We start from the raw sequence: 22,990 nt of genomic DNA on the forward strand, positions 1-22,990 counted from the left end.
GATATGTCGGATACCACTCTGGTGCGGCCACGCGCCGAATTCCTGCGCGGCGTTTCCATGCGCGACGCCGGCACGCTGATCGGCCTTGTCGTGATCCTGGCAGTATTCGGCGCGCTGGTGCCTGGCTTCTTCGCCGAGCGCAACCTGATCAACATCCTGCAGCAGTCGAGCATCAATGCCTGTCTGGCGCTGGGCATGACGCTGGTCATCATCTCCGGTGGCATCGACCTGTCGGTCGGGCCGACGGCGGCACTCTCGGCCGTCATCTCGGCCTCTATGATGGTCGCCGGCGTGCCGTTTCCGCTGGCCATCGCCGCCGGCTTCGCCATTGGCCTTGCCTGCGGCCTCGTCAACGGCGTGCTCGTCGCGTATGTCGGGCTGCAGCCCTTCATCGTCACATTGGGGACGCTCAGCACCTACCGGGCGCTGGCACTGATCTACACCGGCGGCAATCCGGTTCTGGGCCTGCCCGCGGGGTTCCGCGCCATCTTCAACGGATCGCTGTTTGGACTGCCTCTGGCGGTCGTCATCGTCGCCTGCGTGGCTGTCGTCGCCTGGGTCGTTTTGAAGAAGACGCCCTTCGGCGAATATCTGCTTGCCGTCGGCGGCAACGAGGAGGCGGCCTACATCGCCGGCGTGCCGATTGCCCGCACCAAGATCGCCGCCTACATGATCTCGGGCCTGCTGGCGGCGCTTGCCGCGCAGATCCTGATCGGCCGGCTCGGCGCCGCCGAGCCCATCCTCGGCAATCTCTGGGAACTCGACGCCATCGCGGCTGCCGCCATCGGCGGCGCCTCGCTGATGGGCGGCAAGGGCAGCATCGTCGGAACCATCCTGGGCGCTATCATCCTCGGCGCCATGCGCTACGGTTTGACGCTGATGAACGTCCAGTCCTTCTATCAGCTTCTGGCAACTGGTCTTATAATCCTCGCCGCGATGCTTATCGATCGCGTGACGAGGGGGCGTGGATGACCTTGAGCGGGCTGGACCTGAAAGCGGTAGGACCGCGCATCCGCATGATGATGCCGCATCTCACCCCGTTGGAGGCGAAGGTGGTGGAAACCGTCTTCGGCCGGCGCGGCTTCGATGAGAGCATTCCGCTGAAGCAGATCGCCGAAGAGTCCGGCGTGTCCGAGGCGATGGTGGTCAAGATCGCCAAGAAGCTCGGCTTTTCCGGCTATCGCGACTTCCGCACCGCCGTCTATGAATACAGTCGCCTGCCGACCGCCGAGATGCACCAGGAACTGTCGTCCGACGACAGTTCGGCCGAGATCGTGCAGAAGGTGTTCCGCACCTCCATCCAGGCGCTGGAGGAAACGCTGGCAATCCTCGACATCGAGGATTTCGACCGCGCCGCCGAGCTGCTCTTCCGTGCCAAGAACCGGGATTTCTATGGCGTCGGCGGCTCGGCGCAGATCGCCCGCGATGTCTCGCACAAGTTTCTGCGCATCGGCATCCGCGCATCGGTCTATGACGATTCGCATATGATGCTGATGTCGGCCTCGCTGCTCGGCGGCGACGACATCGCCGTCGGCTTCTCGCATTCGGGCAACACGTCGGCCGTCATCGACGCCATCCAGCTGGCCCGCAAGAACGGTGCCCGCACGCTGGCCATCACCAATTACGACAACTCGCCGCTGGCTGCGGTCGCCGACATCGTGCTTTGCTCGACCGCGCAGGGTTCGCCGCTGATGGGCGAAAATGCGGCGGCCCGCATTGCCCAGCTCAACATCCTCGACGCGCTGTTCGTGGCGGTGGCGCAGCGCGATTATCAGGCGGCGGAGCGCAACCTCGGCCGCACCATGTCGGCGGTGACATCGAAACGAAAAGACCGGGGCTCATGACGACAACGCCGCTGGTCACCGTGTTCGGCAGCTTGCACTACGACATCATGGTCGACGCGCCCGACCGCCCACGCAAGGGCGAGACGGTGACCGGCCATGCCTGGCACCCGAAATGCGGCGGCAAGGGCGGCAACCAGGCTGTTTCGGCGGCGCGGGCCGGCGTGCGCGCGGCGATGATCGGCGCCGTCGGCGACGATGATTTCGGGTGGGCGTTGCTGGCCAATCTCGATCGCGCGGTGGTCGACCACCGCTTCGTGCGGGTGGCCGCTGGCGCCAGCTCCGGCATGAGCGTGGCGATCTTCGACGCGGGCGGCGACTATGGCGCGGTGATCGTCTCAGGCAGCAATCTGACACTGGGCCATGCCGACATTGCCTCTGCTTCCGATGTGATGGCCCAAACGGCAGTGCTTTTGTTACAGAACGAAGTGCCGGAAGCCGGCAACATTGCCGCCGCACGCGCCGTCAAAGCACGGGGCGGCCGCGTCGTGCTCAACGCGGCCCCCGCGCGCAAACTCTCCGACGAGTTGATCGCCCTGGTCGACATATTGGTGGTCAACGCAATCGAGGCGGAATTCCTGGCTGGCACAGCAGTGGTCGAGACGCAGGACGGGGCCGCGCAAGCCGCACGATTGCTGGCCGATCTTTATCCGGTGGCGATTGTCACGGCGGGCGGCGAGGGCGTCGCCTGCTGCGACCAGACCGGCGAGGCCTTTGCGCTGCTGGCCGTCCCCGTCAAGGTCGCCAGCACGCATGGCGCCGGCGATGAATTCGTTGGCGCGCTGGCCGCGGGACTTGCCCGTGGGCAGGCCATGCGGGCGGCCATCACCGCCGCCAACGCGGCTTCGGCCTTGCTTGTCTCTACGCCGGAGGCCGAGCGCAACGGCATCTGATGGCCTGATTCAACTTTGCCAAAGAGCCGCGGCCGCCGCCTATCCTTGCGGCCTCGCGCGAATTCCGCTAAGGCGCGCCTTTGTCGCTGGGGAACAGAGACTTGGACGATCAACGCGCCGACGTCGCCATCATCATGGGCAGCCAGTCCGACTGGGCGACGATGCGTCATGCCGCCGAAACGCTGGAAGCACTCGGCATCCCGCACAAGCGGCTGATCATCTCCGCGCATCGCACCCCAGACCGGCTCTATGATTTCGCCAAGGGCGCCAAGGCGGCGGGTTATCAGGTGATCATCGCCGGCGCCGGCGGTGCGGCGCACCTGCCCGGCATGACGGCGGCGATGACGCCGCTGCCGGTGTTCGGTGTGCCGGTGGAATCGAAAGCGCTTTCCGGGCAGGATTCGCTGCTGTCCATTGTCCAGATGCCGGCCGGCATTCCCGTGGGCACGCTGGCCATCGGCAAGGCCGGTGCCACCAACGCAGCCCTTCTGGCCGCTGCCGTGCTGGCCCTGAACGATGACAGCCTTGCCGTCCGTCTGGATGCCTGGCGCGCCGCGCAGACCGCCAAGGTCGCGGCAGAACCGACGGATACGCCGTGAGCCTGCCCGCCGGATCGACCATCGGCATCATTGGCGGCGGCCAGCTTGGCCGCATGCTGGCTGTTGCCGCCGCCCGCCTCGGCTACCGCACCGTAGTGCTGGAGCCGCAAGCGGATTGCCCCGCGGCACAGGTCGCCAACCGGCAAATAACAGCTGCCTATGACGACCCGGCCGCCCTTGCCGAACTGACAGCGTCGAGTTCCGTCATCACCTACGAGTTCGAGAACGTGCCGGTCGCGGCGGCCAGCGCGCTGGCGGCCAAGGTTCCGGTCTATCCGCCGGCGCGCGCGCTGGAAGTGGCGCAGGACCGGGTGGACGAAAAAACATTCCTCAACGGCATCGGCATTGCCACCGCCGATTTCCACGCCGTCGACAATGATGACGAGCTGACGGCGGCGCTGAAAGCGTTCGACGGCAGCGGTATCCTGAAGACCCGGCGCATGGGCTATGACGGCAAGGGCCAGCGCGTCTTCAGCAACATGGAAGCAGGCGGTTTTGCCGGCACCTGCGAGGCGATGGGCAATGTGCCGCTGATCCTGGAGTCCTTCGTGCCGTTCGAGCGCGAGATCTCGGTGATCGCGGCGCGTGGGCTGGACGGTGCGGTCGTCGCCTACGATCCGGCCGAGAATGTCCACCGCAATGGCATTCTCCATACGTCGACCTTGCCGGCCGGCGTAAGGCCCGAAACCGCGACAGCAGCCCGAATGGCGGCATCGACGATATTGTCGGCGCTGAACTATGTCGGTGTCATCGGCGTCGAGTTCTTCGTGCTGGCGGACGGCTCGCTGCTGGCCAACGAGATCGCGCCGCGCGTGCACAATTCCGGCCATTGGACGGAAGCCGCCTGTATCGTGTCGCAGTTCGAGCAGCATATCCGCGCCATCGCCGGCCTGCCGCTCGGCAGCCCGGACCGCCACTCCGACTGCGTGATGGAGAACCTGATCGGCGACGATGTGCTGCGCGTCCCTGAGCTTCTCGCCGAGCCCGATCTGATGCTGCATCTCTACGGCAAGGCCGAAGCGCGGCCCGGCCGCAAGATGGGCCATTTCACTCGGATCAGCCGTCGCGCCTCATAAGGTTGCCTACTGCACGTCGTCGCTCTCGTCCTGCCCTGGATTGGCGCAACTCACATCACCTTCCTCGCAATTGGCCGCGGCAGCGAGCTGCTTGACGCGATCATTGGTCAATCTGGTCAGGCATTGCGAAACTTCCATCGAATGGATCGATCCGCCTTCGCTGGCGGCGGTGGAATGCGCGCACTCGGCATCGCGAAAAGCGATCCAGGCGCGTTGCGCTACCTGCAGCAATCTCTTGCCGCCGGCATCATCCGAGCTGGTGAGATCCTGATAGGCCTTGTTAAGCTTGGCGTCGGCCGCCTGATAGTCTTCGCCGGCACAGATGTTCATCATCTGCTGGCTGTCGTCGCTGCGGTCGCATTCCTGCGCGCGCGCAACCGAAGCTGCCGCCAGCAGGACAAGGCAGGCGGACAGGAACATTCGGCGCATGATTCTCTCCAAATCACTTCAAGGCGACCGCATCATCCCAGCCGGCCCAGGGCCGCGCAATGCCGCCAGACCGATATGGCAGATAATTGATGACAGGGACGATTCACAGCCGCTATGGAGCACGCTTGCGGTTGACAGGGACAAGGCTCCTCGTTTATGAGCCTCCCACAGTTCAAAGGCGCGTCTTCTGGCGCGCCTTAAAATTTCGACCCGGACCGGGTCCACACCGACAGGCAAGACCATGAAGATCAAGAATTCGCTCAAGGCGCTGAAGGCGCGTCACCGCGACAACCAGCTGGTTCGCCGCAAGGGCCGCGTCTACATCATCAACAAGACCGCCCCGCGCTACAAGGCACGCCAGGGCTGAGCTTTCGGGCAGGAGGCTGTTGCCTCCGCCCATTTGATGCTTGTTGCCGCCTGCCGGCCTTTCACGCCAAATTCAGTTTGACGTTCCGCCGCCCGGGACTAGAGTCCGGTGATGCGGATTCTTTTTGCATTTTTGACATCTCTGCTTGTTTCCGGCGCCATTTATGGCCCGGCATGGGCGGATGATGCTGTCGCGCCGCCGGCCACTCAGGACGCCCCGCCCGCCGCAACGACGAAACAAGCCCGCCTCGACCAGCTGTTCAGCGATCTGAAACGCGAGCGCAACGAAAAGGCGGCGGAGCGCATCGCCGGCAACATCTGGAGCGAGTGGTCGCAATCCGGCAGCGCCTCGATCGATCTGATGATGCAATGGTCGCAAAAAGCCGTCGAGGGCCAGAAGTTCGACGTCGCGCTCGATTTCCTCGACCAGGTGGTGACTTTGCAGCCGACCTATGCCGAAGGCTGGAACCGGCGTGCCACCGTCCATTTCATGATGAAGAACTACGGCAAGTCGATGTCCGACATCGACCATACGCTGCAGCTCGAGCCGCGCCATTTCGGTGCGCTGTCCGGCCTGGCGCAGATCATGGCGTTGACCGGCCACAAGCAATCGGCGCTCGAGGCCTGGCAAAAGGTGCTGGCCATCTATCCGATGATGCGCAGCGCCCAGGACCAGGTCGGCACGATTTCGGAGGAACTTGCCGGTGAAGGCATTTGATCTAGGGGAGTAGGGGAATAAGGCAGTAGGGGCAGATTGTACCTGCGGAACACACACCCTACTCCCCTACTCCCCTACTCCCCTACTCCCCTACTCCCCTACTCCCCTACTCCCCTACTCCCCTACTCCCCTACTCCTTATCCCCCTCCACCTCCGTATCTCCCCCATGAACCTGATCTACGCCGCCCTTGCCTTCCTGATGGCGCTTGTCTTCGGCTTTGTCGGCGTCACCCGGGTCGGCTCATGGCTGATCGAGCGCCGCAATCCGCCGATCGGCGAGTTCGCCGACATCGACGGCGCCCGCATCCACTATGTCCATGTTCCCGCACCCGCCAATGCCGAGCTGCCGCCGATCGTCTTCATCCACGGCGCCAGCGCCAATCTCAGGGACCAGATGCTGCCGCTGCGTCCCTTGCTCGAAGGCCGCGCCGAAATGCTGTTCTTCGACCGGCCAGGCCACGGCTGGTCGGGTCGCGGCACCAACAACGAGAACCCGTCGGCGCAGGCCGACACCATTGCCGCACTGATGGACCATCTCGGCATCAAGAAGGCTGTCATCGTCGGCCATTCCTTCGGCGGCGTGGTGACATCGGCCTTTGGCCGGGAGCATCCCGACAAGACGCTCGGGCTGGTCTTCCTCGCACCGGCGACCCACCCATGGCCGGGCGGCGCAACCGCCTGGTACTACAATCTGACCACCATGCCGGTGCTCGGTTGGTCGTTTTCCGAGATGCTGACCTATCCGGCCGGTACACTGCAGATGGCGGACGCCACCACCTGCGTTTTCTCGCCCAACAAGGTGCCCGACAATTATCTCAGAATGGCCTCTATCCCGCTGGTGCTGCGACCAACAGCCTTTCGTGCCAACGCCACCGATGTCGCCGGGCTCTATCGCTATGCCCTCGGCGCCGCACCGCGCTACAACGAGATCAAGGCGCCAACCGTGGTCATTTCAGGCGATCGCGACAAGGTGGTCTATGCACATATCCATTCGGTCGGCCTGGCGCGCGACATTGCCGGTGCCGAACTCGTCTGGGTGCACAATCTCGGTCACAAGCCAGACTGGATCGCGCCCGACCTGACCGTCGGCGCCATCGAGAAGGTCGCCGGGAAGAGTATAGACCTGCAGGCGATGGCAACGGCAGTGGAGGCGCGCATCGCTGGCGACGCCTACGGCGCCGGCAGATGCGCCGATATCAAGGTACCGCAGGCCGAACTCGCGCCGACCTAAAGCGGATCGCCTGAATCCGTTCAGAGGCGACACGCTTTAGGAATCTAGCGGCTGACTTGTGTGTCCGATCCGATATAGGCGATGCGCAGCATGTTGGTCGAACCCGGTGTCCGCAACGGTACGCCCGCGGTGATGATGACGCGGTCGCCCGGCTTGCCGAAGCCTTCGTCGAAGGCGATGCGGCAGGCGCGATTGACCATGTCGTCGAGGTCGACGGCGTCGGGTGAGACGACGCAATGCGTGCCCCACAAAAGCGACAGCCGCCGCGCCGTATTGAGGATCGGCGACAGCGCGATAACAGGCACTTGCGGCCGCTCGCGGGCGGCGCGCAGGCCTGTGGTGCCTGATGCGGTGTAGGTGATGATCGCCGCCAGCTTCAGCGTTTCGGCGATCTCGCGCGCGGCCAGCGAAATGGCATCGGCGCCAGTCGCCTCCGGCTCGGAGCGCTGGGCGTTGATGATGCCGGCATAGGTCGGATCGGTTTCGACCTTGGTGGCGATACGGTTCATCATTGCCACGGCCTCGACGGGGTAGGCACCCGCCGCCGATTCCGCCGACAGCATGATGGCATCGGCACCTTCGAAGACGGCGATCGAAACATCGGACACCTCGGCGCGGGTCGGCACCGGTGCCGTGATCATCGATTCCAGCATCTGCGTTGCAACCACCACCGGCTTGCCGGCTCGGCGTGCGGCGCGCGTGATCTGCTTCTGGATGCCGGGCACCGCCTCGAGCGGCATCTCGACGCCGAGATCGCCGCGGGCGACCATCAGCGCGTCGGACAATTCGATGATCTCGGCCAGCCGGGCGACGGCCTGCGGCTTTTCGATCTTGGCCATGATCAGCGCCCGGCCGCGTGCGATCTTGCGCGCTTCGGCCAAATCCTCCGGCCGCTGCACGAAGGACAGCGCCACCCAGTCGACGCCCGTGGCCAGCACGGCATCGAGGTCCTTGCGATCCTTCTCGGTCAGCGCGCCGACCGGGAGGTCGGTGTCGGGCAGGCTGACGCCCTTCTTGTCGGAAATGGTGGTGCCGGCGACGACGGTGCAGACGATCGACTTGCCGTCGCTCTTCACCGCCTTCAGCTCGAGCTTGCCATCGTCGATCAGCAGGCGATGGCCGGCTTCGACCGAGCTCAGAATTTCCGGATGCGGCAGATAGACCCTGGTCGAGGTGCCAGGCTCTGGATTGTCGTCGAGGGTGAAGGTCTGGCCTTGCGTCAGCACTTCCTTGCCGTTGGCGAATTTGCCGACGCGCAACTTTGGCCCTTGCAGATCGGCCAGGATGCCGATCGGCCGGCCAACCGCTTCCTCGACAGCGCGGATGCGTCCGACCAGCGTGCGCATCAGTTCATGGTCGGTATGGCTCATATTGATGCGGAACACATCGGCGCCCGCTTCGAACAGTTTCTTCAGCATCTCCTCCGACGAGGAGGCCGGACCGATGGTGGCTAGGATCTTGACCTTGCGGCTACGTCTCATTGACTGTTTGTTCCCGGGGCGGCTGGAGCGCCTCCCGTTGTGGACTCATCGGTCAGCTGGACCATCCAGCTTGCCTGTTCGCCCGTGTCATATTCCTGGAATCCGGCGCGCTGGAAGCCCCGGGCGACGCAGTCGGTCACGCCGGCGATCTTGAACTCTTTTTCAGCCACGCACATGTTGATCGGGCCGTCCCAGCGTCCACCGCGTTCGGCGTCTTCTGCATAAAGATAGTAAAACCTTGATGACAGCGGCCCTTCGATCAGCGTCTTGCAACTCGATCCCTCGATGTGCCACCAGCCTTCGGTGATCCAGCCGGCCTTGGCGCGATAGCCGATGCCGACACCGACCAGGTTCTGCGTGGCGTTGCAGACGCGGAAATCGGCACGCGCCGGCGAAGCCACGACCATCGCCGACAGGCCTATGGCAAGAGTGAGGAGCGGCATGGCAAAGGCAGAGCGCATGCGCTGCCCGCCGGCGGAACTCATCCGAAAACCCCTCAAAAACCACATCAGCATCTCTCTGCGCCCCTTTTCGGAAAAGTCCGGGCGCATGTCAACGCACCGTTTTGTCCAATTCCAATCGATTTAGAAAGGCTCCGGCGCACAATTCGCCGACTTGTGCCAGATTTCCGGGGAAACCTTGGCCAAACAACGGCATTGCGCAAGCGTCGTCTTCGTGGAATGACGATAGCACCCTCCCCGGAAGCCAGCGAACAGACCATTTCCCGCCAATGACCCGATCCACAGTTTTCGCGCCTTTCGACATCATCGAGGGCGATCGCAGGCGAGGCATCGTGCTGTTGGGCGATCATGCCCGTCGCGACCTGCCCGACGACTACGGCAGCCTCGGCCTGCCCTCAGCCGAGTTCGACCGCCACATCGCCTATGACATCGGCGTCGAGGCGGTGACGCGCGAACTGGCTGCCCTGCTCGGCGTGCCGGCGGTGCTTGCCAATTTTTCGCGGCTGCTGATCGATCCCAACCGCGGCGAAGACGACCCAACGCTCATTCGCCAGCTTTATGACGGCACTGTCGTACCTGGGAACTACCCCATCGCTGCCGAGGAGCGCGAGAGGCGGCTCGACGGGTTCTACCGACCCTATCACGACGCCGTCGGCGCCATGATCGCCTCGGTCGCACAGGCTTCCGCCCAGGCGCCCTTCATCTTTTCGGTGCATTCCTTCACCCCTGCCATGCAAGGAATCCAGCGTCCTTGGCACGTCGGCATCCTGTGGGACCTCGACGACCGCGTGGCGCGGCCGTTGATAGACATGCTGGCGGAGGACAAGAACCTCGTCGTCGGCGACAACGAACCCTATGACGGCGCGCTGCGCGGCGACACCATGTACAAGCACGCCATCGTCAACGGCTTCGCCCATGCGCTGATCGAGATCCGACAGGATCTGATATCGGACCAGAAGGGCGCGCTCGCCTGGGCCGAACGGTTGGCGCCGATCGTTGACGCGATCGATCGCCGTCCCGATATACATGTGGTGAAGATGTTTGGCTCGCGCACCGGGCCGCTATGACGGAGGTTTCGATGACCGAACTCAGCGACGAGCAGCAACGCGATTTCGAAGCGGCCGCCTTCCGCCGGCTGGTCGAGCATCTGCGCGAGCGCAACGATGTGCAGAACATCGACCTGATGAATCTCGCCGGCTTCTGCCGCAACTGCCTGTCGAACTGGTATCGGGAGGCAGCCAATGCCGAGGGCGTCGATCTCACCAAGGATCAGTCGCGCGAGATCGTCTACGGCATGCCTTATGGGGAATGGCAGACGCTGAACCAGACCGAGGCCTCCGACGCCAAGAAGGCCGAATTCGAGGCAAGGCGCCCCCAGGACCATTGACGCCGTCGTCCCCGCGATCGCTTAAGGCTATGTTGGCCCAAAATGCTTCCCGAAAGAGCCTTGACTGAAAATTGAATCGATCTAATTTGCCGCGCGAAGCCATTTTCAGCGGGATTCGCCTCATGAACGCGTCAACTGCCAAGCTGACTGCCATTCGCGGACGATGGGCGCTCGCGGCCATTTTCCTGGCCAACGGCTTCCTGACGGGCAGCTGGGCGCCGCAGATTCCGGTGTTCCTGACCCGGCTGGAGATCTCGAAGTTCACGCTCGGTCTGCTGATACTCTTATTCGGCGTCGGTGCCGTCGTCGCGATGACCTGGTGCGGCCATTTGATTTCCAGACATGGCTCGCGCACCGTACTGCGCTGGTTCGCCCTGTGCGGCAGCCTCGGTCTGATGGTCGTGGCGCTGGCGCCCAACGTACCGCTGGCGGCCGCGGCCATGATCATCTTCGGCGGCTCGATCGGTGGCATGGACGTTGCCATGAATGCCAATGCCGTGGTGGTCGAACGGCGGCTCTCCCGCGCCGTCATGTCGTCCTCGCACGGCTTCTGGAGTCTCGGCGGCTTCGCCGGCGGCGGCCTCGGCGGCTTTGCCATCCAGCACTACGGCCACCTCGCCCACGCGGCGGCGGTAACGGTGTTTGCCTTCGCGGTGATCGCGGTGGCCGTTCGCCATCTCCTCACCGAAGACGGCCCGCAGGCAGCCGAGCACCACAAATTCGCACTGCCGGCAAACCCGCTGGTTTATCTGATCGGACTGATGGCGCTGCTGGCGATGATCTCCGAAGGCGCGGTGCTCGACTGGGCAGCCCTGTATCTGCGCCAGGAGCTCGGCGCCGATCTCGCCGTTGCCGGCCTCGCCTACGCCGGATTTTCGGGCGTCATGGCGGTTACGCGGTTCTTCGGCGACGGCATACGCAATCGCTTCGGCGCGGTGACGACGCTGCGCGTGTCGGCCCTCGTAGCCGCGGTCGGCATGCTGGTGGCTGGCCTGGCGCCCTCGCCCTGGCTCGCTATTGCAGCCTTTGCCTTTTGCGGCTTCGGCATCGCCAATATGGTGCCAATCATCTTTTCGGCCGGCGGCAACCAGGAAGGCATGTCTTCCGGCACCGGCATGAGCGTGGTCACCACTATCGGATACTGCGGCATACTGGTGGCGCCGTCGGCGATCGGCTTCGTTGCCGAGCATTCCAGCTTCGGCCCGATCTTCATCACCATGTCGGGACTGCTGATCATCGTGTTGCTGATGGCCGGGCTCGCTCACCGCGCCGAATTCGCGCCAGCACCCGCCGAATAGCGTTTCAGCTCCTCGTGGAGAAAATCCACCACCCGGCGGATGCGCACGCTGGTACGCACGTCGCGATGCATCGCCAGCCACACCGGCAGAACTGGCAGCGGCAGATCTGGCAGAACCTTCTCTATCAAAGGATCCCTGTCGGCCAGCGGCTCCTGACCGAGGCCGATGCCGTTTCCCGCCCGCACCGCTTCCCACAAAACGATCTGGTTGTCGGCCCTGAAGCGGAAGCTGCTCCGGGTGACGGGGATGCCATACTGGGTAAAGCCCCTGATGATCTCGTCGCCGCGGTCGAAGCCGACCAGGTCGTGGCCGACAAGATCGGCAGGCTTCAGCGGACGGCCGCGCCTGTCGAGATAGGATTTGGCCGCGCAGGCGCAGAGCTCGATATCGCAGACCCTGCGTGCCATCAGCTCGTTCTGCGCCGGCTTGACCATGCGGATGGCGATGTCGGCATCTCGACGCAGCAGGTTCTCGACCTGGTTGGAAGCAACGATCTCGACCTCGATGCCGGGCTCCTCGATCCCCAGCCGCATCGTCATCTCAGGCAGGACATAGGCCGCCACCACCTCGCTGGCGGCGATGCGCACCGTGCCTTCGATGGCCTCGACCGAACCCAGCGCCAGGAGTGAGAAGGCGCTTGCCTGCTCGCAGACCGCCTTGCCGCGTTCGAACAGCGTGCTGCCGGCCTCCGTCAGTTCGTAACCGTGCCGTCCTCGACGGAACAGTGTGACGCCGAGTGCCCGTTCCAACTCGCCGATGTGACGGCCAAGCGTCGGCTGGCTGGCCGAAAGCTTTCGCGCGGCGGCCGACAGGCTGCCGGATTCCGCCACGGCGACAAAGCTCTTGATCAGGTTCCAGTCGATTTCTGTCATTCATTTATGAATATCAGAACGCCATATGTAGTCAATTTCCATTCGCGTTCGGAGCGACCATATTCCGGCTGCAGACACCAACACGGACTGCAAACACCAACCAGGAGAACTCAGATGACCAAGATCGCTCTCACCACCGCCGCCATCCTCATTTCCGTCAGCGCCGCCTTTGCCGGCAGCGACAAGTTTGGCTCGAACGACGCCAGCCAGCCGGCTGTCACCAGCACCGACAACACGACCACCGCTTCGATCCACAACCCGGATGCGGCCGTCCGGCAGCCGGTCACGCAAGGCAGCAACCGCGACCTCTTCGGCAACCGCTGATCTCGATCGCGCTTGTCGCTGATCCCGATCGCGCGTCCAGACCGGCCACGCAAATCCCAACCCAGGAGTGCTTCCAATGACCAGTATCGCAATTCTCGGTGCCAATGGCCGGCTCGGCCGCGTGGTCGCCAAGGCCTTCATCGACGTGGGCTACGAGGTCCGCGCCGTCACCCGCAACGGCAAACTGCCAACTGAACTTGAAGGCGCTACGGCCGTTGCCGGTGACGCGCTCGACCGGGAAGCGCTGATCCGCGCCACGGAAGGTGTCGACATCATCTTCAACGGCCTCAACCCGATCTACACCGAATGGGTCAAGTGCCTGCCGATCGCCGAGAATGTCATGGCCGCTTGCCATGCCAACACCGCACTGCATCTCTTTCCCGGGACCGTATACAATTACGGATCGCCGATGCCGGAGGTGATCACGGAAGACACGCCGTTCCGCCCGACGACCGACAAGGGGCGCATCCGCGTCACCATGGAGGACCTGTTTCACCGCGAGGCCGAAGCACGCCGCGTCCGCACCATCATTTTGCGGGCCGGCGACTTCTTCGGCGGCACCGGCAGCGGCTCGTGGTTCGACCTGGTCGTCGCTGCCAAGATCAACAAGGGTATCTATACGGCGCCCGGCCCGGTCGACCTCGTGCATGAATGGGCCTACCTACCGGATCTGGCCAGGGCTTTCGTCGGACTGGCGCAGAACCTGGACAAGCTCGGCGCCTATGAAGCCTTCAACTTCCCCGGCCATCCCGTCACCGACCTGGAGATCAAGGCAGCCGCAGAGAAGGCGCTTGGGCGTCCGCTCAAGATGACCTCGATGGCCTGGTGGGTGCTGCGCGCCGGTAGCCCGTTCGTGGCGATGTGGCGTGAGATCGTGTCGATGTCCTATCTGCGCTTCGAACCGCACCAACTGGCGTCGGCAAGGCTGGAAGGCATCATCGGCGCGATCCCGCACACGCCGCTGGATCAGGCCGTCACTGAAGCTCTCGGGGATATCGGCATTGCCACCGTGACCGGCGTTGCGAAAGCTGCCTGACGTCCGCGATGGCGGGCGATGCTCCTCCGCATATTGACAATCTCCGTGGACTGAGAGGGCGCCTCAGAGCCGTCCCATCAACAGCAACACCATGAGCACCACCAGCACCACGCCGACAATACCCGACGGCCCATAGCCCCAGGAGCGTGAATGCGGCCAGGCCGGCACCGCGCCGATGAGGATAAGGACCAGGACGATGATGACGATGGTGGTGATCGGCATGAGAACCCCGCAGTTCGACGTTTCGCCCAAGAACAATGCAAAAGGCCGCCCGGTTGTTCCGGGCGGCCTTTTGCGGTCAAATCGGCATTGGTCTATTCGGCGGCTTTCGGAAAGGCGATATCCGGCTCGGCTCCGACATCCTGCCCCTGCGCATCGGTCGAGGAAATCTCGCCCTTGCCACGCCGGAACAGCCGGCTGAACCAACCGCGCCGTGCGCCCGGCTTGACCTTGGCGCGGGTGAACACGATCAGCATCGACGGCGTCACCACCAGCGTCAGCACGGTGGCGAAGGACAGGCCGAAGACGATCGCCGAGGACAGCGAAATCCACCATTGCGTCGACGGCGCGTTGATCGTCGTCTCGTGATGGAAGATTTCCAACCCGAGGCCGAAGGCGATCGGCAGCACGCCGAGAATGGCCGAAACAGCCGTCAGCACCACCGGACGGGCGCGCTCGCGGCAAGTCTGCAGCACCGCCTCGACCTTGTCCCAGCCTTCTTCACGCAGCCGGTCATAGGTGTCGATCAGCACGATGTTGTTGTTCACCACCACGCCGGCCAGAGCGATGACGCCGATGCCCGACATGACGATGCCGAACGTCTCGCCTGTTATCAGCAGGCCGAGGAACACGCCGATCGTCGCCATGACCACGCAGGACAGCACCAGCCAGACGCTGGTGAACTTGTTGAACTGCGCCAAGAGCACCAGGAAGATCAGGAAGATCGCCGCCCCGAAGGCCTTGCTAAGAAAGGCGCTGGCTTCGGCGCTGTCCTCGTTCGAGCCGGCCAGCTTCCAGCGGATGCCGCTGCCGAGATCCATGTCGGAGACGGCTTTGGTGACCTGCTCCTGCACAGCCGCGACCTGAGCGCCGGCGGCGACGTTGGCCTGGACGACCACCGTACGCGCGCCGTCGATGCGGTTGAGGATGCCGACCGTCGGCTCGGGCTTGCGCACGACGAAGTTCGAGATCGGCACCGAGCCTTGTGAGGTCTGCACCCTGAGTTCGTCGAGCGTCGACAGCGTGCGCCGGTCTTCGGGCAGCCGCAGCCTTATGTCGACCGCGTCGTCGGCTCCGGCAGGCCGGTATTCCGAGAGCTTCAGCCCGTTGGTCACCAGTTGCACCACCGTCCCGACCGAGGTTGGGCTGATGCCGTACTGCGCCGCCTTGGCACGGTCGACCTCGAGCGCCCAGTCGACACCGGGCGGCGGCAGGCCGTCGGAAATATCAATGACGCCGGGCACCTTGCCGATGCGCGCCGCAACCTCACGGGCCTTGTCGTCGAGCCCCTTGGGGTCGACGGCCGAAAGCCTGATCTGGATCGGCTTGCCGGTCGGCGGACCGGCTTCCGGCACGCGCACCTCGACATCGACGCCGGGAATGCCGGCCATGACGCCGCGCAGATCGTCCAGGATGTGGTTCGCCGCCTTGCGCTCGCGCCAGTCGATGAATTCGTACTGGATGACGCCGACGACGTCTTCGGGGATATCCTGGCCGCCGCCTTGCGTCTTGCCGACGCGGGTGTAGACCGACTTCACGCCCGGCCAGCCGAGCAGCCTGTCTTCCGCGATCTTGGTCGCGGTATCCATTTCGGCCAGCGAAAGATTGCCGCGCGCATGCACGTAGAGCAGGCCGTAATCCGGTTCGACATTCGGGAAGAACTCGACGCCGGCGCCGTATTTCGAATAGGCAAAGCCGACGCCGAACAAGAGCGCGACGGTCAGCACCAGCACGGTGATGGGGAAGCGCACCGCCTGCTTGACGATCGCCATGTACCAGCCGTCGCGATTGTCATCCTCATGATGCGGCGGCGCCTTGGCGAAGATCGCACCCAGCGTCGGCGCGAAGACAAGCGCATAGAGCATCGAGGCCGATAGCGTGACGATCAGCGTGATCGGCATGTACTTCATGAAGTCGCCGATGATGCCCGGCCAGAACAGCAGCGGTGAGAAGGCGGCGATGCGCGTCATCGTCGCGGCGATGACCGGACCGGCCATGCGCTTGGCTGCGAGCGCGAAGGCTTCCTCCTTCGGCATGCCTTCGCTCATCCGCCGTTCGGCGAACTCGGTGACGATGATGGCGTCGTCGACCAGCATGCCGACGGCCAGGATCAGGCTGAACAGCACGATCATGTTGATCGTGTAGCCCATCATCGCCAGCAGCAGGATGCCGATCAGGAAGGACGACGGAATCGCAAGCCCGATGAGCAGCGAGGCGCGGCCGGACAGCGCGTAGAGGATGACGATGAACACCAGGATGACGGCGATCATCACATGGTTCTGCAGATCGCCGAGCAGCTGGTTGACGAAGACCGACTTGTCCTGCGTGTAGGTGACGTTCATGCCCTCGGGCATGGACTTGACGAACTCGTCGGACACCGTCCGCACCTTGGCGATGGTGTCGATCAGGTTGGAGCCGATGCGCTTCTTGACTTCGATGGCGATGGCCGGCTTGCCGTTGAGGCGGGTCACCGTTTCGGCATCCTTGAAGGTCGAGCGGATCGTCGCGATGTCCTTGGCCTGCACCACGGCATTGGGGCCGGCTACCACCGGCAGTGCGGCGACGTCCTCCGGCGTTTCGATCAGCGACGGCACCTTGACGGCGTATTTGCCCTCCGAGCCTTCGATGTTGCCGGCGGCGACCAGGCTGTTGGAGTTGCCGACCGCACCGATCAACTGATCGAGCTGCAATCCATAGGAAGACAGCTTCATCGGATCGATGACGACCTCGACGAGATCGTCGCGCGCACCCTGCAGCGAGCCTTCGAGAACACCGGGAACCTCCTCGATACGGTCGCGTAGTTCGCGCGCGGCGGCGGTCAGCACGCGTTCGGGCAGATTTCCCGAGAGCGTGACGACGAGCACGGGAAATTCGGAAATGTTGACTTCGGTAACGACGGGTTCTTCCGCCGCCTGCGGCAGGTCGGCCTTGGCGTCCTGCACCTTGCTGCGCGTGTCCTGCAGCGCGGTGGCCAGATTGGTCTGCGGCTGGAATTCGACCAGCACGTAGCCGCCGCCCTGGAAGGCGGCCGAACGCATCTCCTTGAGGCCCTTCAGGCTTTTCAGCTTGCTTTCCATCGGCCGCAGCAGAAGCCGCTCCGAATCTTCGGGCGAAATGCCCTGATAGATCAGGCTGACATACATCATCGGAATCGGAACGTCGGGCTCCGCTTCCTTTGGCGTCGCCTGATAGGCAACCCAGCCCGCCAGCAGAAGGAAGACGAGGACCGAAATGGTCAGGCGGGCATTGTTGATTGCGAGTCTGACGATATCCATGGCTAACGCCTGTTCTTGAATTTCCACGAGCTGCGTCGCAGCCGATTGTCCCCGCCCAGGGCTAGTCCGTCGCGACTTGTGCTACGCTACTGGGTGCCGGTCGTCGCCTCGCCGAGCAGCTTCTTGATGATCGCCTGGTCGGCCTCGACCGGATTGACCAGATCGCCTTCCTTCACCAGTTCCTGGCCGGCGACGATGATGCGGGCGTCGGCCGGTATGCCGCCGAGGACGAGGCCGGTCGGCGTGTCGTCAACGAGGTCGATCGGGAAGAACGCCACCTTGTTGTCCTTGCCGACGGCACGGATGCCGAGGTCGCCCTTGTCGCCGAGCGTCACAACCGAGCGCGGCAGCAGCACCGCGTCGGTCGGCTGTGCGTTGAGCGCGATTTCCGCCGTCATGCCGGCCGGCACGGAGCCGTCGGCATTGGGGACGGCAACCTCGACGCGGAAGGTGCGGGTCGCCGACGAGGCGTCGCGGCTGATGTAGCGCACGGTGCCTTCGACCGTCTGGCCGCTGACCAGCCGTATGGTGGCCTTGTCGCCGAGCTTGAGATAGCCGAGATCGCGCTCGCTGACTTCGCCACGGGCAATCACCGGATCGAGCTTGAGGATGGTTGCCACCTCGCCGCCTTGCATGACGGAACTGCCAAGTTCCACCGGCACCCGGTCGATAACGCCGTCGAAAGGCGCCTTCACCTCGTTGCGGTCGAGTTCGGCCTGTGCCGTTTCCAGCAGCGACTGCGCCGAGGTCAGGTTCGAGCGCGCGGTGTCGAGCTGCAGCTTCGGCAGATTGCCGGTCTTCATCAGCCGCAAGGCTGCGTCCAGCTCGGCCTGGCGCTGCACCACCAACTGCTTGGCGTTGTCGACCATCGAGATCTTTTCTTCCGCCGCAAACATCAGCACCAGATCCCCCGTCTTGACGTGATCGCCTTGCTTGACAGGTAGCTTGTCGATGACACCGGCGACGCGCGTCGCCAGCACCGCCCGCTTGTCGGCTTCGGTCAGCCCGGAAATGCGGATGGCGCGTGCATAGGTCTTGCGAGGCGGTGTCACCACCGCGACCGTGCGCAGCGGTGCCTTCGGCTCGGCTTCCGCCGTCTTCGGCTTGCTCGCGTCCGGCGCCTTGGCCTGTTCGGCTTCGGCTGCTTTGGCTTTGTTGGCGGCTACGCTGCCGACCGACGAAAACTCGCCTGTCGCCATCCACGCCGCGAAACCAATGAGCACAACAACGGCTGCAAGCTTGTGAAACCTGATTCTCATCGTCGTTTTTTCCACTGCGGGTTCGGCCAGCGTCCTCATAACGCGGGCGCGTCGCCGATATGGGTGCGCGCCGAGCCGTGTTCAATTTGCCGTGATCGGCGAAGCGCGCTTCTACATCAAAGTTGCACCGCAATATAGTCTGAAAGTTGCAAGATCATTGCGCCGGCGGACAAGATGCGCCGGCCGCTGCCCAGTTTTCGATCGCTTGATAGGTTGCTTCGGCGGAGCCCGGGGCTGGTTCACGACCCGATCCTGGCGCCCAGCCCCAGGCGACCAATCTGTCGTCGCGAACATGCAGCGCGATATCTTTCAAGCTACGGTTGCCGTTGCGCAGGGGATCCTTGATCTGGGCGCAGATTTCGGCCGAGGATTTGCCGAACCAGGCCATCTCGGCTGGCGCCAGATGCCAGTTCTCGGCCCCGGGCGGACCGTGCAATGCCTTGGAATTGCTGGCGAAATGGCAAGTCGTGCAGCGCAGGCCCGGATTGCCGAAGCCCGACCCGTCAGCACCCCGCTGGACATTGAAGGCGTGAACGCGCGTACCGCCGTAATGCGCACCCGACCAGCGCGGCCGCTCGTCCGCGACATGACAGTCGGCGCAGCGCGGATGCGAGAACACCGCATAGACCTTGTCCCATTCGGACAGGCCTTTCGCCGCGTCGACGGTCGCCGGCGCCGGCATCTGGCTCTCTTGCGCGATCGCAAACGGCGCTGCGAGCACGAGCATGGCAGCAGGCGTCAGCATGATGAGGAGCTTCTTCATGCGAAGGCCACCGTTTTCGACAGCGGCAGCGTGCGGACGCGCTTTCCGGTGAGCGCGAAGATGGCGTTGGCGAGCGCCGGAGCCGCCGGCGGTGTGCCGACCTCGCCGACGCCGCCCATCTTGTGGAAGTTTTCCAGGATGGCGACTTCGAAGACCGGGCACTGGAAGATCCGCATGGCGTCGAAATCGTGGAAGTTCGACTGTTCGACCATGCCGTCGGCGAAGGTGATTTCCTGACCCATAGCTGCGGAGAGTCCGTAGATGGCGGCCGAAATCAGCTGCGCCTCGATGATGCCGGGATCGAGCGCGGTGCCGACATCGGCGGCGATCCACACCTTCTCGATGCGGATGCCGGCCGGCGTGTCCGCCACCTGGACGATCTCGCCGACCCAACTGCCGAAGGACAGCGTGAAGGCGATACCCCTGGCCTTGCCGGCGGGCAGCGCCTCGCCCCATTTCGCCATCGCGGCGACTTTCTCCACCACCTTCACCGCCGAGGGATAAGCGGCCATCAGTCTCTTGCGCATCTCGACCGGATCGATTTTTCCGGCAATGGCGATCTCGTCCATGAAACCCTCATGGAAGAAGCCGTTGACCGAACTGCCGACCGAGCGCCAGGAGCCGACAGGGATGGAGACCGGCGCCGCGATACCGCTGACCCGGTAGTTCGGAATGGTGTAGGGCTGGTCATAGGCACCGTCGACGATGCTCTTGTCGGGACCGAGCGGCGATATCGAAGGAAACAGCCGGCGCAGCATGCCGGCAATCACCGATGGCGAGGCCATCCTCATGTCGACGGCGACCGGCATGCCATCGTCGCCGAGCCGCGCCTGGAACTTGCCGATAGCGGCCGGCCGGTAGGCGTCGTGGCGCATGTCTTCTTCACGCGTCCAGGTCACCTTGATCGGGCGCCCGCCCGTCTCCTTCGCCATCAGCGCGGCGCACAGCGCGTAGTCAACCTCGACGCGCCGGCCGAAACCGCCGCCCATGAAGGTGGTGTGCACAGTGATCTTGTCCTGCTCGATGCCGACCGCGTTGGCGCAAAGCTGCCGCACCAGGGTCGGCGCCTGGTTGCCGCACCAGATGTCGAGCGCGCCGTCCCTGAGCTGCGCCGTGGCGTTCATCGGCTCCATCGTCGCATGCGCCAGATAGGGCACCGCATAGTCGGCCTCGACGATCCTTTCACGCGGCGCGTCGGCAAAGGCGGTGTCGACGTCGCCATTGTCGCGCATCACCGACCCCTTGGTGCCGAGCGCCTGCTTCAGGACATCTGAAATAGCGGCGCTGCTGAGCGGGTATTCGGGATCGGACCACTGGGCATCGATCGCCTCGGCCGCCTTGAATGCCGCCCATGTGTTGTCGGCGATGATGCCGAAGCCATGGCCGTAATTCGTCTCCAGCGGCACGATCTTGATCACACCGGGCATTTTCTCGGCTTTCGAGAGGTCCGCCTTGATCGGCGCCGACCAGAAGCGCGGGCTCATCTTGACCGTGCCGTAGACCATGTCCGGCAGCCTGACATCGATGCCGAAGATCGGCGCCCCGGTCACCTTGGCCAGCATGTCGATGCGCTTTTGCGGCTTTCCCAGCAGTTTCCAGTCGGCCCGGTCCTTGAGCCTGACTTCGGCCGGCGGCGCCATCGCGGCGGCGGCCGCGGCGACCGCGCCATAGGTCAGCGACTTGCCGGACGCTTTGTGCAGGATCGAACCGTCGGCCGTTTCCAGATCGGCGGCGGCGACACCGAGTTTTTGCGCCGCAGCCGCGATCAGCATCTGCCGGGCGACTGCACCCGCTTGCCGCATCTTGTCAAAACCGTCGCGTGTCGAAGCCGAACCACCGGTGCCCTGCAGGGCAAGGAACTTGCCGACCACACCGAGACCCGAGCGCACCGCCTGCGCGGTCATGCTCTCGTCGAAGAAGGCGAACGGACCGCCCTCTTCGAGGATCGCGGCGTTGTAATAGGCATGGGAGGCGGGGCCGTGCTCGACCTTGACCCGGTCGAGGCTCACATTGAGTTCTTCGGCGACCATGACGGCGAGCGTCGTCGAAATGCCTTGCCCCATCTCGGCCCGCGGCGCGACGATGGTGATGGTGTTGTCGGCGCCGATCTTCACATAGGGGTTGAAGGTCGCCTCGCCCTTGCCGAGCTCGGCCTCGAGCGGGTTCGGAAAAGGCTTGCGATAATAGTAGTAGCCGACGGCAACGCCGCCCGCGACGGCGGCAGCGCCGATCAGAAACGTGCGGCGGGCGATCTTTCCGACACTGGCCATGGTCAGAGCCCCGCCGTCTTGAGCGCCGCGGCCTTCTTGATGGCCGAGCGGATTTTGGGATAGGTGCCGCAGCGGCAGAGATTGCCGCCCATGGCGTTGTCGATGTCGGCGTCGCTTGGGCTGGCGACTTCGTCGAGCAGCGCCACCGCGCTCATGATCTGGCCGGCCTGGCAGTAGCCGCATTGCGCGACCTGTTCCTCCAGCCATGCCTGCTGCACCGGATGCAGTCCGCCTGCTGTGCCGATGCCTTCGATGGTCGTGACAGCGCCGCTGACCTGGCCAACCGGGAGTGAGCAGGAACGCACCGGCTGACCGTCGACATGAACCGTGCAGGCGCCGCAGGCGGCGATGCCGCAGCCGAATTTCGGCCCGGTCTTGCCAATGAGATCGCGCAGCGCCCACAGCAGCGGCATGTCAGGATCGGCATCGATATCGAAAGACTGACCGTCGACGGTAAGGCGCATGGGGATACCCTTTGTTGTCGTCCACTGCCAAGGCGAAGCGTCCTCTCGACCGTTTCGCCCAATACAGATTGACAAATTTCGTCATTTTGTCAAATAGGATTTTGCAGGATAGAATTGCTCCATGAACCAGATCGAAGACATCGCCGCCACAGATCCCAAACGCGTCCGTATCCTGGATGGCGCGATGAAGGTGTTTTTGGCCTATGGCTTCACCCGCACCACCATGGACGACATCGCCCGCGCCGCAGACATGTCGCGCCCGGCGCTCTATCTCTTGTTCAAGAACAAGACCGACATTTTCCGCGCCATCGCCATGATGATCCTGTCGCGCTCGGTCGAGGCGGCAAAGATTGCCCTATCCGGCGATGGCCCTTTCACCGAGCGCATGATGCGGGCCATCGATGAGGCATTCATCTCGATGATGGGCGCGGTCGTTGCCTCGCCGCACGGCGCCGAATTGCTGGATATGAAATCGAGCCTTGGCGATCTGGTAGGCTGCTGGCGCGGCGGGCTTGGCCAACACATCGGCGCCGCGATCCAGGGGGAGGCAGCCAGGAACGGCGTCGACCTGGCGGCCAGGGGCCTGTCGGCGCAACTGCTCACCGACATGCTGCTCGACGGGCTGGAAGGCATGAAGGCGCGGATCAGAGATCCGGAGGGACAGCGGCAGGCGGCCGCTGCCCTGATCAGGGTGATCGACCTCGCCTTGAAAGCTCGATGAAACCAGC

24 protein-coding genes are annotated in these 22,990 nt (G+C 64.1%); 14 read left to right on the forward strand and 10 right to left on the reverse strand.

Going from position 1 to position 22,990, the window contains the following annotated elements; translation table 11 throughout:
• The first annotated feature begins 3 nt into the window (after positions 1-3).
• The 5 genes from NKH97_RS17210 to NKH97_RS17230 all read left to right on the forward strand — a co-directional run bounded on the left by NKH97_RS17210 (position 4) and on the right by NKH97_RS17230 (position 4,409).
• Positions 4-972, forward strand: coding sequence for an ABC transporter permease (locus tag NKH97_RS17210; protein ID WP_352798074.1), 969 nt, complete (start codon positions 4-6; stop codon positions 970-972).
• A complete protein-coding gene (locus NKH97_RS17215) occupies positions 969-1,844 on the forward strand; it encodes a MurR/RpiR family transcriptional regulator (protein WP_013529211.1) in 876 nt (291 codons plus the stop codon). The genes NKH97_RS17210 and NKH97_RS17215 overlap by 4 nt, the downstream gene beginning before the upstream one ends.
• Positions 1,841-2,734, forward strand: coding sequence for a ribokinase (locus NKH97_RS17220; RefSeq protein WP_352798078.1), 894 nt, complete (start codon positions 1,841-1,843; stop codon positions 2,732-2,734). Before NKH97_RS17215 ends, NKH97_RS17220 begins: the two co-directional genes overlap by 4 nt.
• Before the next feature lie 101 nt (positions 2,735-2,835).
• Entirely contained in the window at positions 2,836-3,333 is a 498-nt protein-coding gene (gene purE, locus NKH97_RS17225) for a 5-(carboxyamino)imidazole ribonucleotide mutase (RefSeq protein WP_024502962.1), read from the forward strand.
• Positions 3,330-4,409 (forward strand): 5-(carboxyamino)imidazole ribonucleotide synthase, encoded by a 1,080-nt coding sequence (locus NKH97_RS17230; RefSeq protein WP_352798082.1) that lies wholly within the window; start codon positions 3,330-3,332, stop codon positions 4,407-4,409. The genes purE and NKH97_RS17230 overlap by 4 nt, the downstream gene beginning before the upstream one ends.
• Before the next feature lie 6 nt (positions 4,410-4,415).
• On the opposite strand, the gene NKH97_RS17235 is transcribed toward NKH97_RS17230, so the two are convergent.
• Entirely contained in the window at positions 4,416-4,838 is a 423-nt protein-coding gene (locus NKH97_RS17235; RefSeq protein WP_027037137.1) for a lysozyme inhibitor LprI family protein, read from the reverse strand.
• Positions 4,839-5,079: 241 nt separating this feature from the next.
• On the opposite strand from NKH97_RS17235, the gene ykgO reads away from it, so the two are divergent.
• The 3 genes from ykgO (at position 5,080) to NKH97_RS17250 (ending at position 7,153) form a co-directional block, all read left to right on the forward strand.
• The gene (gene ykgO / locus NKH97_RS17240; RefSeq protein WP_006327841.1) at positions 5,080-5,205 is read left to right on the forward strand and encodes a type B 50S ribosomal protein L36; all 126 of its coding nucleotides are present in this window, start codon (positions 5,080-5,082) and stop codon (positions 5,203-5,205) included.
• A gap of 111 nt (positions 5,206-5,316) precedes the next feature.
• Positions 5,317-5,922 (forward strand): tetratricopeptide repeat protein, encoded by a 606-nt coding sequence (locus NKH97_RS17245; RefSeq protein WP_352629220.1) that lies wholly within the window; start codon positions 5,317-5,319, stop codon positions 5,920-5,922.
• Between the two features lie 166 nt (positions 5,923-6,088).
• Positions 6,089-7,153: an alpha/beta fold hydrolase gene (locus NKH97_RS17250; RefSeq protein ID WP_352555430.1), complete on the forward strand. Its 1,065-nt coding sequence runs from the start codon at positions 6,089-6,091 to the stop codon at positions 7,151-7,153.
• Between the two features lie 44 nt (positions 7,154-7,197).
• Here the strand turns inward: NKH97_RS17250 and pyk are convergent, their stop codons facing one another.
• Positions 7,198-8,634, reverse strand: coding sequence for a pyruvate kinase (gene pyk, locus NKH97_RS17255; RefSeq protein ID WP_023810921.1), 1,437 nt, complete (start codon positions 8,632-8,634; stop codon positions 7,198-7,200).
• On the reverse strand, positions 8,631-9,119 hold the full coding sequence (locus tag NKH97_RS17260) for a DUF1036 domain-containing protein (RefSeq protein WP_127260459.1): 489 nt from the start codon (positions 9,117-9,119) through the stop codon (positions 8,631-8,633). Before NKH97_RS17260 ends, pyk begins: the two co-directional genes overlap by 4 nt.
• A gap of 245 nt (positions 9,120-9,364) precedes the next feature.
• Here NKH97_RS17260 and NKH97_RS17265 point away from each other — a divergent pair, with 245 nt between their 5' ends.
• The 3 genes from NKH97_RS17265 to NKH97_RS17275 all read left to right on the forward strand — a co-directional run bounded on the left by NKH97_RS17265 (position 9,365) and on the right by NKH97_RS17275 (position 11,780).
• Positions 9,365-10,162 carry an N-formylglutamate amidohydrolase gene (locus NKH97_RS17265; RefSeq protein ID WP_352555432.1) on the forward strand — a complete coding sequence of 266 codons (798 nt, stop codon included), beginning with the start codon at positions 9,365-9,367 and terminating at the stop codon, positions 10,160-10,162.
• An 11-nt stretch (positions 10,163-10,173) separates the two neighbouring features.
• The gene (locus NKH97_RS17270) at positions 10,174-10,482 is read left to right on the forward strand and encodes a DUF1244 domain-containing protein (protein WP_128305536.1); all 309 of its coding nucleotides are present in this window, start codon (positions 10,174-10,176) and stop codon (positions 10,480-10,482) included.
• A 122-nt stretch (positions 10,483-10,604) separates the two neighbouring features.
• Positions 10,605-11,780 (forward strand): MFS transporter, encoded by a 1,176-nt coding sequence (locus tag NKH97_RS17275; RefSeq protein ID WP_352798091.1) that lies wholly within the window; start codon positions 10,605-10,607, stop codon positions 11,778-11,780.
• On the opposite strand, the gene NKH97_RS17280 is transcribed toward NKH97_RS17275, so the two are convergent.
• The gene (locus NKH97_RS17280) at positions 11,744-12,652 is read right to left on the reverse strand and encodes a LysR family transcriptional regulator (protein WP_352798094.1); all 909 of its coding nucleotides are present in this window, start codon (positions 12,650-12,652) and stop codon (positions 11,744-11,746) included. The genes NKH97_RS17275 and NKH97_RS17280 overlap by 37 nt on opposite strands.
• 114 nt (positions 12,653-12,766) lie before the next feature.
• Between NKH97_RS17280 and NKH97_RS17285 the strand changes: the two genes are divergently transcribed.
• The gene (locus tag NKH97_RS17285; RefSeq protein ID WP_128305533.1) at positions 12,767-12,976 is read left to right on the forward strand and encodes a DUF680 domain-containing protein; all 210 of its coding nucleotides are present in this window, start codon (positions 12,767-12,769) and stop codon (positions 12,974-12,976) included.
• Between the two features lie 76 nt (positions 12,977-13,052).
• Positions 13,053-14,012, forward strand: a complete 960-nt coding sequence (locus tag NKH97_RS17290) for an SDR family oxidoreductase (RefSeq protein WP_352798099.1) — start codon at positions 13,053-13,055, stop codon at positions 14,010-14,012.
• A 63-nt stretch (positions 14,013-14,075) separates the two neighbouring features.
• On the opposite strand, the gene NKH97_RS17295 is transcribed toward NKH97_RS17290, so the two are convergent.
• From NKH97_RS17295 to NKH97_RS17320, 6 genes are all read right to left on the reverse strand, one after another.
• Positions 14,076-14,234, reverse strand: coding sequence for a DUF3309 family protein (locus NKH97_RS17295; RefSeq protein WP_023810914.1), 159 nt, complete (start codon positions 14,232-14,234; stop codon positions 14,076-14,078).
• 92 nt (positions 14,235-14,326) lie between these two features.
• On the reverse strand, positions 14,327-17,506 hold the full coding sequence (locus NKH97_RS17300) for an efflux RND transporter permease subunit (RefSeq protein ID WP_352798104.1): 3,180 nt from the start codon (positions 17,504-17,506) through the stop codon (positions 14,327-14,329).
• 86 nt (positions 17,507-17,592) lie between these two features.
• A complete protein-coding gene (locus NKH97_RS17305) occupies positions 17,593-18,765 on the reverse strand; it encodes an efflux RND transporter periplasmic adaptor subunit (RefSeq protein ID WP_352798107.1) in 1,173 nt (390 codons plus the stop codon).
• Positions 18,766-18,919: 154 nt separating this feature from the next.
• A complete protein-coding gene (locus NKH97_RS17310; protein ID WP_128305530.1) occupies positions 18,920-19,528 on the reverse strand; it encodes a hypothetical protein in 609 nt (202 codons plus the stop codon).
• The gene (locus NKH97_RS17315; protein ID WP_023810910.1) at positions 19,525-21,798 is read right to left on the reverse strand and encodes a xanthine dehydrogenase family protein molybdopterin-binding subunit; all 2,274 of its coding nucleotides are present in this window, start codon (positions 21,796-21,798) and stop codon (positions 19,525-19,527) included. Before NKH97_RS17315 ends, NKH97_RS17310 begins: the two co-directional genes overlap by 4 nt.
• Positions 21,799-21,800: 2 nt before the next feature.
• Complete coding sequence (locus NKH97_RS17320) at positions 21,801-22,262, reverse strand: (2Fe-2S)-binding protein (protein ID WP_023810909.1); 462 nt, start codon at positions 22,260-22,262, stop codon at positions 21,801-21,803.
• A gap of 121 nt (positions 22,263-22,383) precedes the next feature.
• Here NKH97_RS17320 and NKH97_RS17325 point away from each other — a divergent pair, with 121 nt between their 5' ends.
• A complete protein-coding gene (locus NKH97_RS17325) occupies positions 22,384-22,983 on the forward strand; it encodes a TetR/AcrR family transcriptional regulator (protein WP_352750553.1) in 600 nt (199 codons plus the stop codon).
• Positions 22,984-22,990 lie beyond the last annotated feature (7 nt).

Origin of the sequence: Mesorhizobium sp. M0870, assembly GCF_040319775.1 — a bacterium.
Classification (GTDB): domain Bacteria; phylum Pseudomonadota; class Alphaproteobacteria; order Rhizobiales; family Rhizobiaceae; genus Mesorhizobium.